At 65.1% G+C, this 12,624-nt stretch carries 11 protein-coding genes; 4 read left to right on the forward strand and 7 right to left on the reverse strand.

The genetic code is table 11. The features are described from left to right. Positions 1–121: 121 nt before the first annotated feature. The 7 genes from minE to NFW30_RS11830 all read right to left on the reverse strand — a co-directional run bounded on the left by minE (position 122) and on the right by NFW30_RS11830 (position 6,430). A complete protein-coding gene (gene minE / locus NFW30_RS11800) occupies positions 122–388 on the reverse strand; it encodes a cell division topological specificity factor MinE (protein ID WP_295355673.1) in 267 nt (88 codons plus the stop codon). 2 nt (positions 389–390) lie between these two features. Further along, complete coding sequence (gene minD, locus NFW30_RS11805; RefSeq protein ID WP_295355671.1) at positions 391–1,212, reverse strand: septum site-determining protein MinD; 822 nt, start codon at positions 1,210–1,212, stop codon at positions 391–393. A 106-nt stretch (positions 1,213–1,318) separates the two neighbouring features. Continuing rightward, positions 1,319–2,113, reverse strand: coding sequence for a septum site-determining protein MinC (gene minC / locus NFW30_RS11810; protein WP_295355669.1), 795 nt, complete (start codon positions 2,111–2,113; stop codon positions 1,319–1,321). Between the two features lie 133 nt (positions 2,114–2,246). Further along, the gene (locus NFW30_RS11815; RefSeq protein WP_295355667.1) at positions 2,247–3,401 is read right to left on the reverse strand and encodes an FAD-dependent monooxygenase; all 1,155 of its coding nucleotides are present in this window, start codon (positions 3,399–3,401) and stop codon (positions 2,247–2,249) included. Continuing rightward, the gene (locus NFW30_RS11820; protein WP_295355665.1) at positions 3,394–4,701 is read right to left on the reverse strand and encodes an aminopeptidase P N-terminal domain-containing protein; all 1,308 of its coding nucleotides are present in this window, start codon (positions 4,699–4,701) and stop codon (positions 3,394–3,396) included. Before NFW30_RS11820 ends, NFW30_RS11815 begins: the two co-directional genes overlap by 8 nt. Further along, a complete protein-coding gene (murU, locus tag NFW30_RS11825) occupies positions 4,698–5,399 on the reverse strand; it encodes an N-acetylmuramate alpha-1-phosphate uridylyltransferase MurU (RefSeq protein ID WP_295355663.1) in 702 nt (233 codons plus the stop codon). Before murU ends, NFW30_RS11820 begins: the two co-directional genes overlap by 4 nt. Further along, entirely contained in the window at positions 5,399–6,430 is a 1,032-nt protein-coding gene (locus tag NFW30_RS11830; protein WP_295355661.1) for a phosphotransferase, read from the reverse strand. Before NFW30_RS11830 ends, murU begins: the two co-directional genes overlap by 1 nt. A gap of 685 nt (positions 6,431–7,115) precedes the next feature. On the opposite strand from NFW30_RS11830, the gene NFW30_RS11835 reads away from it, so the two are divergent. The 4 genes from NFW30_RS11835 to rsmA are packed head-to-tail and all read left to right on the forward strand — an operon-like array spanning position 7,116 to position 12,540. Beyond that, positions 7,116–9,431: an LPS-assembly protein LptD gene (locus NFW30_RS11835; protein WP_295355659.1), complete on the forward strand. Its 2,316-nt coding sequence runs from the start codon at positions 7,116–7,118 to the stop codon at positions 9,429–9,431. Between the two features lie 5 nt (positions 9,432–9,436). Then, entirely contained in the window at positions 9,437–10,744 is a 1,308-nt protein-coding gene (locus NFW30_RS11840; protein WP_295355657.1) for a peptidylprolyl isomerase, read from the forward strand. A 3-nt stretch (positions 10,745–10,747) separates the two neighbouring features. After that, positions 10,748–11,737, forward strand: coding sequence for a 4-hydroxythreonine-4-phosphate dehydrogenase PdxA (pdxA, locus tag NFW30_RS11845; RefSeq protein WP_295355655.1), 990 nt, complete (start codon positions 10,748–10,750; stop codon positions 11,735–11,737). A 17-nt stretch (positions 11,738–11,754) separates the two neighbouring features. Beyond that, positions 11,755–12,540, forward strand: a complete 786-nt coding sequence (rsmA, locus tag NFW30_RS11850) for a 16S rRNA (adenine(1518)-N(6)/adenine(1519)-N(6))-dimethyltransferase RsmA (protein ID WP_295355750.1) — start codon at positions 11,755–11,757, stop codon at positions 12,538–12,540. Positions 12,541–12,624 lie beyond the last annotated feature (84 nt).

A 12,624-nucleotide genomic window follows, 5' to 3' on the forward strand; every position in this document is an offset into this window, starting at 1 on the left:
AAAGCGAGCGCGGCAACTGCGAGCAGGCGCCTCGCCTTCTGCTGACCGCGCGAAATGTCTCGCCGTTGGCACGCTTGCAACTTGCCTGTCGGCCTGCTTGCAGCGACGTCTGCACAGCCTCTCAGGGCCTGCTGCCGGCCTCCGGCATGACGATGTTAACCTCCAGAACCTCGAAGTTGCCCTGCTTCTCCAGCGATACCTTGATGTCCTCCGGGTTCACCGCAACATACTTCGAGATCACCGCCATCAGTTCCTGCTGCAAGGCCGGCAGAAAATCCGGTTGGCTGCTGCCGCCGCTGCGTTCGTGCGCGATGATCAGTTGCAGACGTTCCTTGGCGATCGCTGCCGTCTTCGGTTTGCTGCCGAAGATGAGGGAGAACAGGGACATCCTCATTTACCCCCGAATAGTCGCTTCAACAGGCCAGGCTTTTCATAGTCGACGAAACGCAAGGGAATGCTTTCGCCAAGAAAGCGTCCGACGACGTCCAGGTAGGCACCGGCGACGTCGGTGCCGGCCAGATGGATCGCCGGCGTGCCGGCGTTGGACGACTGCAGGACCGCTTCGGATTCGGGGATGACGCCGATGATGGGAACGCGGAGGATCTCCTGGACATCCTTGTAGGACAGCATCTCGCCATCGTTGACCCGCTTTGGCGAGTAACGGGTGATCAGCAGGTGTTCCTTGACGGGCTCGACACCGAGCAGCGCACGCCGCGACTTGGCCTGGATGATGCCGAGGATGCGGTCGGAGTCGCGTACCGAAGACACCTCCGGGTTGCTGACGACCAGGGCCTCGTCGGCGAAGGTCAGAGCCATCACGGCACCTTTCTCGATGCCTGCCGGAGAGTCGCAGACGACGTAGTCGAAGCCCATGTGTTCGAGCTCCTTGAGGACCTTTTCCACGCCCTCCTCGGTCAGGGCATCCTTGTCGCGGGTCTGTGAGGCAGGCAGAACGTAGAGAGTCCCGCTTTCCACATGCTTGTCCTTGATCAGCGCCTGGGTGAGGGTTGCCTCACCGTTGAGGACGTTGACGAGATCATAGACGACCCTGCGCTCGCAACCCATGATCAGATCCAGATTGCGCAGGCCGACATCGAAATCGATCACGGCCGTTTTGTAACCGCGCAGGGCGAGGCCCGATGCAAAGCTGGCGCTGGTGGTGGTCTTGCCCACTCCGCCTTTGCCGGATGTCACGACGACAATACGTGTCACGGATGTTTCCCCGCAAGTCAAAGATGCGATTCTACCTGCAGAATGCGCAGTCTGTCGCAAGCCAAGCTGCCGCGGTGGCGTGTCAAGCCACCTCGTCACGGTGGCGTCAGTCGGTGCTCAGTGCCTCGACGAGCAACTGGTTGGTGTCACGGTCGGCACGCTCCGCCAGTCTCACCTGGACCGCTCGGCCAGCCAGTTCGTTCGGGACACCACCGTCGAACGTCCGATAGAGTCCAGCCACCGAAACGAGTTCGGCGTCGAAGCGCGTGCAGAGGATGCGCGCCTCCGCCGCGCCGCTTGCGCCGGCCAGTGCGCGCCCGCGCAAGGGCGCGTAGATGTGGATGCTGCCATCGGCAATCACCTCGGCACCCGCATTGACTGCTGCCAGCACAACCAGGTCGCCGCCACGGGCGTACACCTGTTGCCCGGAACGCAGGGGCCGATTGATGAACAGCGTTGGCGTCCTGGTGGAAGTCGGGACTGGCGGCGGCGCCGGATCCACCTGGATGGCGGGTGTCGTCTCGCCAGAGGTTGGGGGACTCGCTGTGGCCGCCCGTGCGGCCGTGGTGGTGGCCGGACGATCGTTGAACGCATAGGTCGGCAAGCCGGCGAAGGCGGCTCCATAACGCAATTCCTCGCTGCCGCCGCGAACGCCAATGACGTTCAGGCCGTGCGCCTTGAACACCTGTTTCAGCCGTCGCCAGTCTGGCTCGGGAACCTCGACCAGTTGCGCCAGGTCGAGGACGGCGGCATCGCCGTCAAAGAAATCGTTGTCACCAAACAGTCCCGTGGCTGCGCGCGCCAGTTCGTCTGCTTGCAGCGAACGCAGGGTGACGACGACTACCGGCAGGGTAGTGCCCTTGAATTCGATGGTCTGAGGAGTCCTGTCTGTTCGCTGCATGGGATCGTCGGGCGTGCTGGGCTGGAGTGGGCAGGCGAGCAAGTCTAGCCCAATCGGCGAGAAAGCGGAACATCGCCGGCCTCACATGGTTGCGGTCGCGTCGCTGGCTACGCGCGTGCGACGGGCAATGTGCCTACGGCCAGGCGCGCGCACCCCAGATCATTCTCCGGGCGACGAAGTGACGCAGCGGCGGCAGCAACTCCAGCGCCAGCAGGCCGAGTCCGCGTGCGTGGCGCAGCGGTGCCACATCGTTCGAGAAGGTGCGCACGATGCCGTCGGTGAAAGCGGCACTGCCGTTGCGGTCGAGCCACCGCCGACGTCCATACGCCGCGAGACCTGCCGCGTCCCCGGCATCGCCGCCAGTACAGCCGCGCAGCGTGTCGGCGAGTTCCCAGGCGTCGCGCAGGCCGAGGTTGAAGCCCTGGCCGGAGACCGGGTGCAGCGTCTGCGCGGCGTTGCCAATCCACACCTGCCGTCCGAGGGTGAGTTGCCGACGCATCCGCAGCGCCAGCGGAAAGCTGGCGCGCGGGCTGCAGGCAATGAAGTCGAGGCGACGCGCGAAGGGTATCCGGAGAGCGCTGAGGAAGGCGTCCTCGTCGAGTTCGAGCAACTCCCCGACCTTCGCCTGTGGCACCGTGAACACCAGCGAGTAGTCAGTGCCCAGTGGCAGCAGGGCGATCGGTCCGTCGCCCGTAAACCGCTCCCAGGCGCGATGATCGTGCGCCGCGGTCGGTTTGACCTCGGCGACCACGGCGTGTTGGCGATAGTCGCAGACGCGGACGGCGCCGTCATGGCTCGGGGTGCCCTCGGCATGGACGACGAGCCGCGCCTTGATGCGCCAGCTTTCGTCAGGGCGAGCAAGGATCAGCTCGGCACTGTTTCCGTCGCTGTCTACTCCCAGTACAGTGCAGTTGTCGAGCAACACGGAATCTTCCAGGCGTGCATCGAGGGCCGCAGCAAGTTCGCGGTAACGCATCACATAGCCCAGAGCCGGCAATCCGTAGTCACTGCAGTCGATGAGGGTGCGACCGAAGCCGGCGTGCTGCGAGACGTGAATCGACGAAATGGCGGTTGCCGCGGTGAGGTTCCACGCCTGCAGCCCTTCCAGAACCTGCCGCGTGCCGTGTGCCAGGGCAAGCGCCCGCGGGTCGCTGCGCCAGGCGCCGCGCCGCCGCGCGTCGATGAGCCGCAGGCGATGCGGGCCGCCGGCAAGTGCCAGCGCGAGCGCCATTCCCACCGGGCCGGCGCCGATGATCGCGATGTCGACCGAGTCCCGGTGCTCAGTCATGCTGCATGACCTCCTCAATCTCGGCGACGGTTTTCGGGGCGCTGGTATAAATCCGGCAGCCTCCTTCGCTGACCAGCACGTCATCCTCGATGCGCACGCCAATGCCATGCAGGTGGTCTGGCACGTTCGCTCCCGGACGGAAGTAGAGACCGGGTTCGACGGTGAGGGTCATGCCGGGCGCGAGTCGGGTCCACTCCTCGTTGCCGTTGCCGCTGCGGTAATCGCCGACGTCGTGCACGTCGAGTCCGAGCCAGTGGCCAGTCCGGTGCATGTACCAGGGCTTGTACGCATCACTCTCGATTGCGCCGTCGACACTGCCCCTGAGCAGCCCGAGATCGATCAGCCCCTGGACGAGAACCCGCAGCGCGGCGTGGTGGTAATCCATGAACGATGCACCGGGGACAATGGCGGCGATCGCTGCCTCCTGAGCGGCGAGGACGATTTCGTAGACCGTCCGCTGTTCGGCACTGAAGCGGCCGTTGATCGGGAAGGTGCGGGTGATGTCGGAGGCGTAGCCGGCCAGCTCGCAGCCGGCGTCGATCAGCACCAGGGAACCTCCTGCCAGCAGTCTGTTGTTCGCGACGTAATGCAGGATACAGGCGTTCGCCCCGCCTGCGACGATCGGTGGATAGGCGTGTCCATCGGCACCGCGGCGGCGGAACTCGTAAGCCAGTTCCGCCTCCAGCTCATGTTCGGCCATTCCAGGCCGGCAGGCATGCATGGCGCGTGCGTGGCCGGCCGAGGCGATGTCGGCAGCGCGTCGCAGGAGGTCGATCTCGTGCGCGTCCTTGATCAGCCGCATCTCGTCGAGCAGTGCCCGCAGATCACGGATCTCGCCGGGTGCACGCGCGCCGCTGCGGCTGTTCGCACGAACCGTGTTGAGCGCTGCGGCGATTCGGCGGTCCCATGTCGGTTCATGGCCAAGCGAGTGCCACAGGCTGCCACGATTGGCGATCAGTTCCGGCAGCTTCTCCTCAAGGGTCCCGATCGGGTGCGCTTCGCTGAACCCGAAGGCTTCGGCGGCTGTCTCCGGCCCGTAGCGGAAGCCATCCCAGACTTCGCGCGCCTCGTCCCTTTCGCGGCAGAAGAGAATCGATCTGGCTTCTTTGCCGCCAACCAGTACGATCGCCGCCTCCGGTTCGGGGAAGCCGCTGAGGTACCAGAAGTAGCTGTCGAAGCGGTAGGGATAATGGGCGTCGCGGTTGCGCAGCTTCTCTGCCGCGGTTGGGATGATGGCCACCCCGTCGCCCAGACGTTCCAGGACGATCTGGCGGCGGCGAGAATAGGGCTGGTGGTTCATTCTCTCCGTCCAAGCTCCAAGTCCAGCAGCGCGAGCCGTTCGCTGGTTCCGACGTCGACCCAGCGGCCCGCGTGCCGTTCGCCGCTGACGAGCCGACGGTGAACGCCGATGTCCAACAGGGGGCGCAGCTTCATGACGACGCCGGGCGCGACGCCGGCAAAGAACTCGGGCCAGAAGACGCCGATTCCGGAGTAGGTCAGTGTGTCCTCGTCGGTGGACGGGTTGGCAGCCAGGACCTCCTTGCCAGTCAGCTGGAAATCTCCCCTTGGATGATGCGGCGGGTTGTCGACGAGGACGAGGTGCGCGCCGCGCTGTCGAGGGTGCCCGCTTTCGACCAGTTGCCGGGCGCGGCCGACATCCCAGTCGCACCAGATGTCGCCGTTGATCGCCAGGAAGGGGTCCGCGCCGAGCAGCGGCAGGGCTGCGGCGATCCCCCCCGCGGTTTCGAGTGCGCCCTGTGGTTCGGGCGAGTAGCTGATCGACAGGCCGAACTCGGCGCCATCGCCGAGCGTCGCCACGATCTGTTGGCCGAGGTGGGCGTGGTTGATGACCACCTCGCGCCAGCCGGCTGCCGCGAGGCGCTGCAGGTGCCAGACGATCAGCGGCCGTCCGCCGGCGCGAAGCAGCGGTTTCGGCGTCGTGTCGGTCAGCGGGCGCAGCCGTTCACCGCGCCCCGCCGCCAGGATCATGGCCTTCATCAGAAGCCGAAGGCGACGCCAGGCCGCTGCCCTGCGACGCGTTCACACAATCTGGCGAGCGTTCCGAGTTCGCTGTAGCGCTCACAGGTGCGGCGCAGGTAGGCCATGACCCGTGGCATGTCCTGCAGGTAGTCGTTCTTGCCGTCGCGATGGCAGAGACGGGCGAAGATCCCCAGGACCTTGAGCTGACGCTGCACGCCCATCCACTCATAGTCGCGGTAGAAGTCATGGAAATCGTCCTGGACCGGCAGCCCGGCGCGGCGCGCCGCTTCCCAGTAGCGGATCACGAAATCGAGTTCCTGCTCCTCCGGCCAGTCGATGTACGCATCGCGATAGAGCGAGACGACGTCGTAGGTCAGTGGGCCATAGACCGCGTCCTGGAAATCGAGGATGCCCGGGTTGGCTGGAAAGGCTGCTGATCGCTCGCCAACCAGCATCAGGTTGCGCGAATGATAGTCGCGATGGACGAAGACCCGTGGCTGTCGCAGGCTGTTGGCCAGAACTGCGGCGAAGACCGCCTGCAGATCGCGCTCGAGCGCGGCGTCGACGGTCAGGCCGAGGTGTCGCCCCAGGTACCATTCGGGGAACAGGGCCAGTTCGCGCTCGAGCAGCACAGCGTCGTACTCCGGCAACCGTCCGGGCTGGCTGGCAAGTTGGATGGCGATGAGCGCCCTGTTGGCGTCGCGGTAGAGTGGTGCGGCGGCACTCCGGTCCGCCAGCGCTTGCAGATAGGTCGTGCTGCCCAGATCCGAGAGGAGCAGGAAACCGTGTTCGAGGTTCTCTGCGTGGACCTCGGGGACATGCGCGCCGGCACGCCGGAAGAGCGTCGCTATTCGCAGGAACGGGCGGCAATCCTCCTTGTCGGGGGGCGCGTCCATGACGATCCGGGTGCTGGCATCGGGTAGGGTGAGCCGGAAGTACCTCCGGAAGCTGGCGTCTGCCGAAGCCGGCTCCACCGGGATGGGCTGCCCAGGGAACTGCTCCGCGAACAAGGTCTGTACCCAGTGCTGCAACAGCGTTGTGCGCGGCATGCCGCCTCTCCTTTGACGATGATGCTAGAATTCGCCGATTCTAGCATCGGCCTGCGCACCCCATGTGCCGACGACCGACGACGCGCCCTCCCATCAACTGACACGCAGCGGAATGAAGCTTCCTTTTCGGCGCAAGCCGACGACCTTGATCTTCTGTTGCGCTGTCGCCGGTGCGTTGGCTGGTGGCTTCTCCACCGCTGCGCGCGCGCAGGGCACGGTACCCTTCCGGGTCGACCCGCGGCTTCTCGGCTTGCCGCCTGCTGCACCTGCACGACCGGCTGTCGAGGTGCCATCGGAGCGATCTGCGGCCGACGCCAGAGTGGTCGAGCAGCCGGTGGTGGAGGCGCGCCCGTTGCCGGGGCCGCCTGCCGCCGTAGCGGCCCCCACGGCAACAGGCGATTCCGCTTCGCGTGGCGGAACGGCGACGGCGCCGTCGGCAGCTGCGGAGTCAGCCCGGCGAGTCCCTACTCCAGCGCCGCCCCCGGCAGCAGCGACGACATCGCCAGCAAGGGCGGGGAGCACGGTCGGCGAAGTCGAGCCGCCGCTTCCTGCTTCCCGCGCTGCGGCGGGCTCGCCACGGGTTGGGCCGGCGGCGGTCGCCACCAGCCCGGCAACCGGCGGTGGTGGCCAGATGCCGGCAACACCGCCGGTACCGGCATCCGTCGCTGCACCGACGACCCGACCCATGGCTGGACCTCCGCTGGCGTTGCAGGCAGCCACCGCCGTGCAGCCGTCTCCGCCGGACAGCGATGTGCCGCGACCGGTGTTCCTGAGTGCGCGCAGCGTTGCGGGTGTTCTCGATCGAGAGGTCGTCGCCGAGGAGGAAGCCGAGCTGCGCAAGGCGGGCACCGTCCTCACCGCCGAGCGGATGACCTATTCGCCGGTCGAGGACGAGGTCGAGGCAACAGGCAACGTCGAGTTGCGGCAGGCCGAAGACCGCATTTCGGGTGCCCAGGCACGCCTCAAGCTCGACGATCAGGTTGGTTTTGTCGACCAGGCGTCCTACTTCATCAAGCGGCAACCGACGGTCGTGCCAGCCGCCGACGTTGAACAGACGACAGGTTTCGCGGCACCGCGGGTGATCGCCATAAAGCCGGGTCAGAGCAAGGTCAAGGCGGCGCAGAAGCCAGCCAGCGAGTTGACCGAGGCGCGCGGCGAGGCCGGGCGCATCGATCTGGAGGGCGAGAATCAGTTCCGCCTGAGCAACGCGACCTACACCACGTGCAAGCCAGGCGATGACGACTGGTATTTGACCGTCGCCGATCTCAAGCTTGATTACGACAACGAGGTGGGAACAGGAAGCGACGCCACAATCCGCTTCTTCGACGTGCCGATTCTCCACTCGCCATGGTTGTCGTTCCCGTTGAACAACGAGCGCAAGTCGGGTTTCCTGACCCCGAGCTACGGTTCCAGCAACAGCAGCGGTATCGAAGTGACGGTGCCCTACTACTGGAACATCGCGCCGAACATGGACGCTACCTTCGAACCGCGGCTGCTGACCAAGCGTGGCGTGCAGCTCGGCAGCCAGTTTCGCTACCTCAACGAGGCCTTTGGCGGTATCTACCGCGGCGATGTCCTGTTCGAGTACCTGCCTCATGACCGCTTGGCGGACCGGGATCGCTGGGGCGTTGGTGTGCAGTACTCGCAGGCGACGGCGAGCGGCTTCAGCGGGACGGTGAACTTCAACCGGGTTTCGGACAACGACTATTACACCGACCTGTCGAGCCGCATCACCGATACGTCGCGCGTACAACTCCTGCAGCAGGGAACCGTCACCTATAGCGGCGGTGGCTGGTGGACGGCGACGGCCAACGTCCAGTCTTTCCAGACGCTGGAACCGGATCCGAAGAATCCGGTCACGAAGCCGTATCGTCTGCTGCCACAGATCACCGTCAATGCCCGGCAGCCGGATCTGTTCTTCACTGACAGTTCCTTCTACGGGCAGTACACCTCATTCGTCCATCCCGAGAAGGCTCTGGTGGAAGGGCAGAGGATTGTCCTGCAGCCACAGATTTCGGTTCCGTTCGTGACCCCGGGGTGGTACGTCACCCCCAGAGTGGGCGTAAACATCACCCACTACGACCTTTCCTATCCTGCCGGCAGTGTTCTGCGACCGGAATCGATCAGCCGTACCTTGCCGATCTTCAGTGTCGATTCGGGAATGACTTTTGAAAGGTCGAGCGTCTGGTTCGACCGCGAGTACACGCAGACGCTCGAGCCCCGCTTGTTCTACCTCAACATTCCCTACAAGAACCAGGACGACATACCGATCTTTGATACCGCGCTGGCGGACTTCAACTTCGCCCAGATCTTTGCAGACAACCAGTTCTCCGGCTGGGATCGCTTCAACAATGCCAACCAACTGACAGCCGCCCTGAGTTCGCGCCTGATCGATCCGGTGACCGGGGCGGAGGTCATGCGCGCGATGATCGGCCAACTCTTCTACTTTGCCGACGACAAGGTGGCGTTGCCGGGTACCACCAATCGCAAATGGGGGTCGTCGGATTTCCTCGCGGCTTTCAGTGGTCAGATCTGGCCCCGGGTGTATGTGGACGCGGCGTTGCAGTATGACCCGAGCGACTCGCAGTTCGAACGCTACGCCGTTGGTGCCCGTTACCATCCATCGCCAGGCAGAGCGCTCAACGCGAGCTACATTTACAATACGGAGGCTTCGGTTCCCATCAAGCAGGTCGACCTTTCCGGATATTGGCCGATCGCTGGTCGCTGGCAGGCGGTGGGCCGCTACAATTACTCATTCCTGCAAAATACGCCGATCGAGATCATTGGTGGGCTGGAATACAATGCCGGTTGCTGGGCCGTGCGCACGGTGGCACACCGGTTGCAGACGGCGCAGGCCGAATCGACGACGCAGTTCTTCGTCCAGCTCGAACTCAATGGCCTGTCGAGCCTGGGTTCGAGTACCCAGAGCCTGCTGCAGCGCCGCATTCCTGGCTACGCGGGCGGGGTGACAGGCAGTGACCAGGGTCTCGCCCAGTGGTAAAGTCGATGATCACCTTACTGTTGCGTGGCGCGCTGGTCAGCTCCTGTCTCGTCGGCGCAGCGGTCGCGCAGCAGCGGCCTGGCAGCCAGCCTGTACCGGTTGACCGGGTGATTGCCGTGGTCAATGACGAGGTGATCACGAGACATGACTTGCGGGCGCGTCTCGATTCGGCACTGGCGCAGCTGAAACGACAGGGAATGCAGCCACCGCCCAGGGACGTGCTCGAGCGGCAGGTTCTGGAACGGCTGGTGGTCGACAGGGTACAACTGCAACTGGCTCGCGACATGGGCTTGCGTGTCGACGACGCACAGCTGGAGCAGGCGTTGCAGCGCATTGCCAGCGGCAATCGCATGACGCTGGGTCAGTTCCGGGCTGCGCTGGAGAAGGATGGTATCGTCTTTGCCAGCTTTCGCGAGGAAATCCGCGCCGAGATGACCATTGCCCGCGTACGCGAGCGCGAAGTCGACAGCAAGATATTCATCTCGGACGGTGAGATCGACAACTATCTGTCGGGTGTGTCGACTCCGGGGGGCGCGGGTGAGGAGTATCGGCTGGCGCACATTCTCCTGCGCGCGCCCGAATCCGCCAGCCCCGAGCAGATCCAGAAGCTGCGGGCCAAGGCCGAACAGGTGCTTGATCGGCTGCGAAAGGGTGATGACTTCGGCCAACTGGCAGCAAGCTACTCGGATGCCCCGGACGGCATGAAGGGCGGTGACCTCGGCTGGCGGCCCATCGATCGCCTGCCCGCCATCTTTGCCGAGGCCAGCGGCAGGCTGAAGGTGGGTGAGGTGTCACCGATTCTTCGCAGCTCCAATGGTTTTCATCTGGTCAAGCTGCTGGACAAGCGTGGCGGCGGCGCGGTGGCGGCTGTCGAGCAGACGCACGCCCGCCATATCCTGATCAAGGTGAACGAGATCGTCTCCGAACCCGAGGCGCGGCACAAGATCGAGGGTCTGCGGCAGCGGATCAGCCATGGCGAGCGTTTCGCCGAACTGGCGCGACTCTTCTCGCAGGACGGATCGGCGTCCAAGGGGGGCGACCTCGGCTGGATCTATCCCGGTGACACGGTTCCCGAGTTCGAGCGGGCCATGAATCAACTCGCACCAGGCGAACTCAGCCAGCCGGTGCAGTCACCTTTCGGCTACCACCTGATCGAGGTGCTTGAGCGGCGGGTGCAGGACGTGTCGAGCGAGCGACAGCGGGTGGCCGCCCGTCAGACGCTGCGCGAACGCAAGCGTGACGAGGCTTACCAGGACTGGCTGCGGCAGGCGCGCGACCGTGCCTATGTGGAAATCCGGCTGGAGGAGGGCTAGGTCGTGTCGCGCCTGCCGGTGATCGCGGTGACCGTTGGCGAGCCCGCGGGCATTGGCCCAGACATCTGCCTGCGCTTGCTTGATCGGGCGCGCCAGGAACCCTTTGCGGCCCGTATCGTCGTCCTCGCCGACCGCTTCCAGCTGGCCGAGCGCGCGGCGTCTCTGGGACTGCCGGTCAGCCTGCGTGACTGGGAAGCATCGCAGCCGGCGCGTGCGGACACCCTGGACGTGCTGCACCTGCCGTTGGCCGTACGGGCATCAGCCGGCCGCCTCGACGCCGCCAACGCGCCGCAGGTCCTGGCCATGCTCGATCGCGCTCTGGCCGGTTGCCGGTCCGGCGAGTTTGCGGCGATGGTCACCGGACCGGTACACAAGGGGGTGATCAACGACGCCGGCATGCAGTTCACCGGGCATACCGAGTACCTCGCCGAACAGACCGGCACCTCGCGTGTGGTGATGATGCTTGCCGGCGGTGGGCTGCGGGTTGCGCTGGTGACGACGCACCTGCCTCTCAAGCAGGTGCCGGCTGCCTTGACCCATGCGGCACTGGAGGAGACTCTGCGCATCCTGCACAGGGAGATGGGCCGCAAGTACGGCATCACCCGTCCTCGCATCCTGGTCGCCGGGCTCAATCCGCACGCCGGGGAGGGCGGTTACCTTGGTCGCGAGGAGATTGCTGTCATCATTCCAGTCCTCGAACGTCTGCGTGCGGAGGAAGGGATGACCCTGCTCGGCCCGCTGCCGGCAGACACGATGTTTTCGCGGCCGGTACTGGCGCGCGGTGACTGTGTTCTGGCGATGTATCATGATCAGGGCCTGCCCGTCCTGAAGTACGCGAGCTTCGGTCACGGCATCAACGTGACCCTGGGGCTACCGATCATCCGCACTTCGGTCGACCATGGTACCGCCCTCGACCTGGCAGGCAGCGGTCAGGCCGATCCGGGCAGCCTGTTCGTCGCCATCGAGCAGGCCATCGAGATGGCGTGCCGTTGACGGCGACCGCTGATCGGCTGCGGCCGCATCGCCCACGCAAGCGGTTTGGCCAGCATTTCCTGGTTGATCAGGATGTCATTGCGTGCATTGTCGCCTGCCTGCAGCTGCAACGCGGCGACCGGATGGTCGAGATCGGTCCCGGTCTGGGAGCCTTGACCGGCCCATTGCTGCAGCGGCTGGAGCACCTGCACGTGGTCGAAATCGATCGCGACATCATCGCCCGCCTGCAGCGAAGGTACCCGCCCGATCGCCTGACGATACACGCTGGCGACGCTCTGGATTTCGATTTCGACCGCCTGGAGGCGGCGACAGGCGCTAGGCTGCGGATCGTCGGCAACCTGCCGTACAACATATCGACGCCGCTTCTCTTCCACCTCGTGCGCTTCGCTCGCATGATCGGCGACATGCACTTCATGCTGCAACGGGAAGTCGTCGAGCGCATGGTCGCTGTTCCGGGCTGCAGCGTCTTCGGCCGCCTGTCGGTCATGCTGCAGTACCGTTTCGAGATGGAAGCATTGCTGCATGTGCCGCCCACGGCCTTCGACCCGGCGCCGCGGGTCGATTCAACGGTGGTGCGTCTGGTTCCGCGGCCACCGGAGAAACTGGTCGCATACGACGAGAAGCGTTTCGCCGCGGTCGTTGCCGCTGCCTTCGCACAGCGGCGAAAGATGCTGCGCAACAGCCTTGGCGGTTTGGTCGAGAGTTCGCAGCTGGCAGCGCTTGGTGTTGCCTCGAGCTGCCGCGCCGAAGACCTGTCGGTTGCCGACTACGTTCGCTTGGCGAACTCGAGGCAAGGCCGCTAGTTCGCGCGGTCGGCGTGATGGCAAACGTGATGGACGCCTGATCGGATCAGGCAGGACGCAGATCGCGGTCAGCGCCATGAACAC

It is taken from the genome of Accumulibacter sp. (genome assembly GCF_023806635.1).
GTDB lineage: Bacteria > Pseudomonadota > Gammaproteobacteria > Burkholderiales > Rhodocyclaceae > Accumulibacter.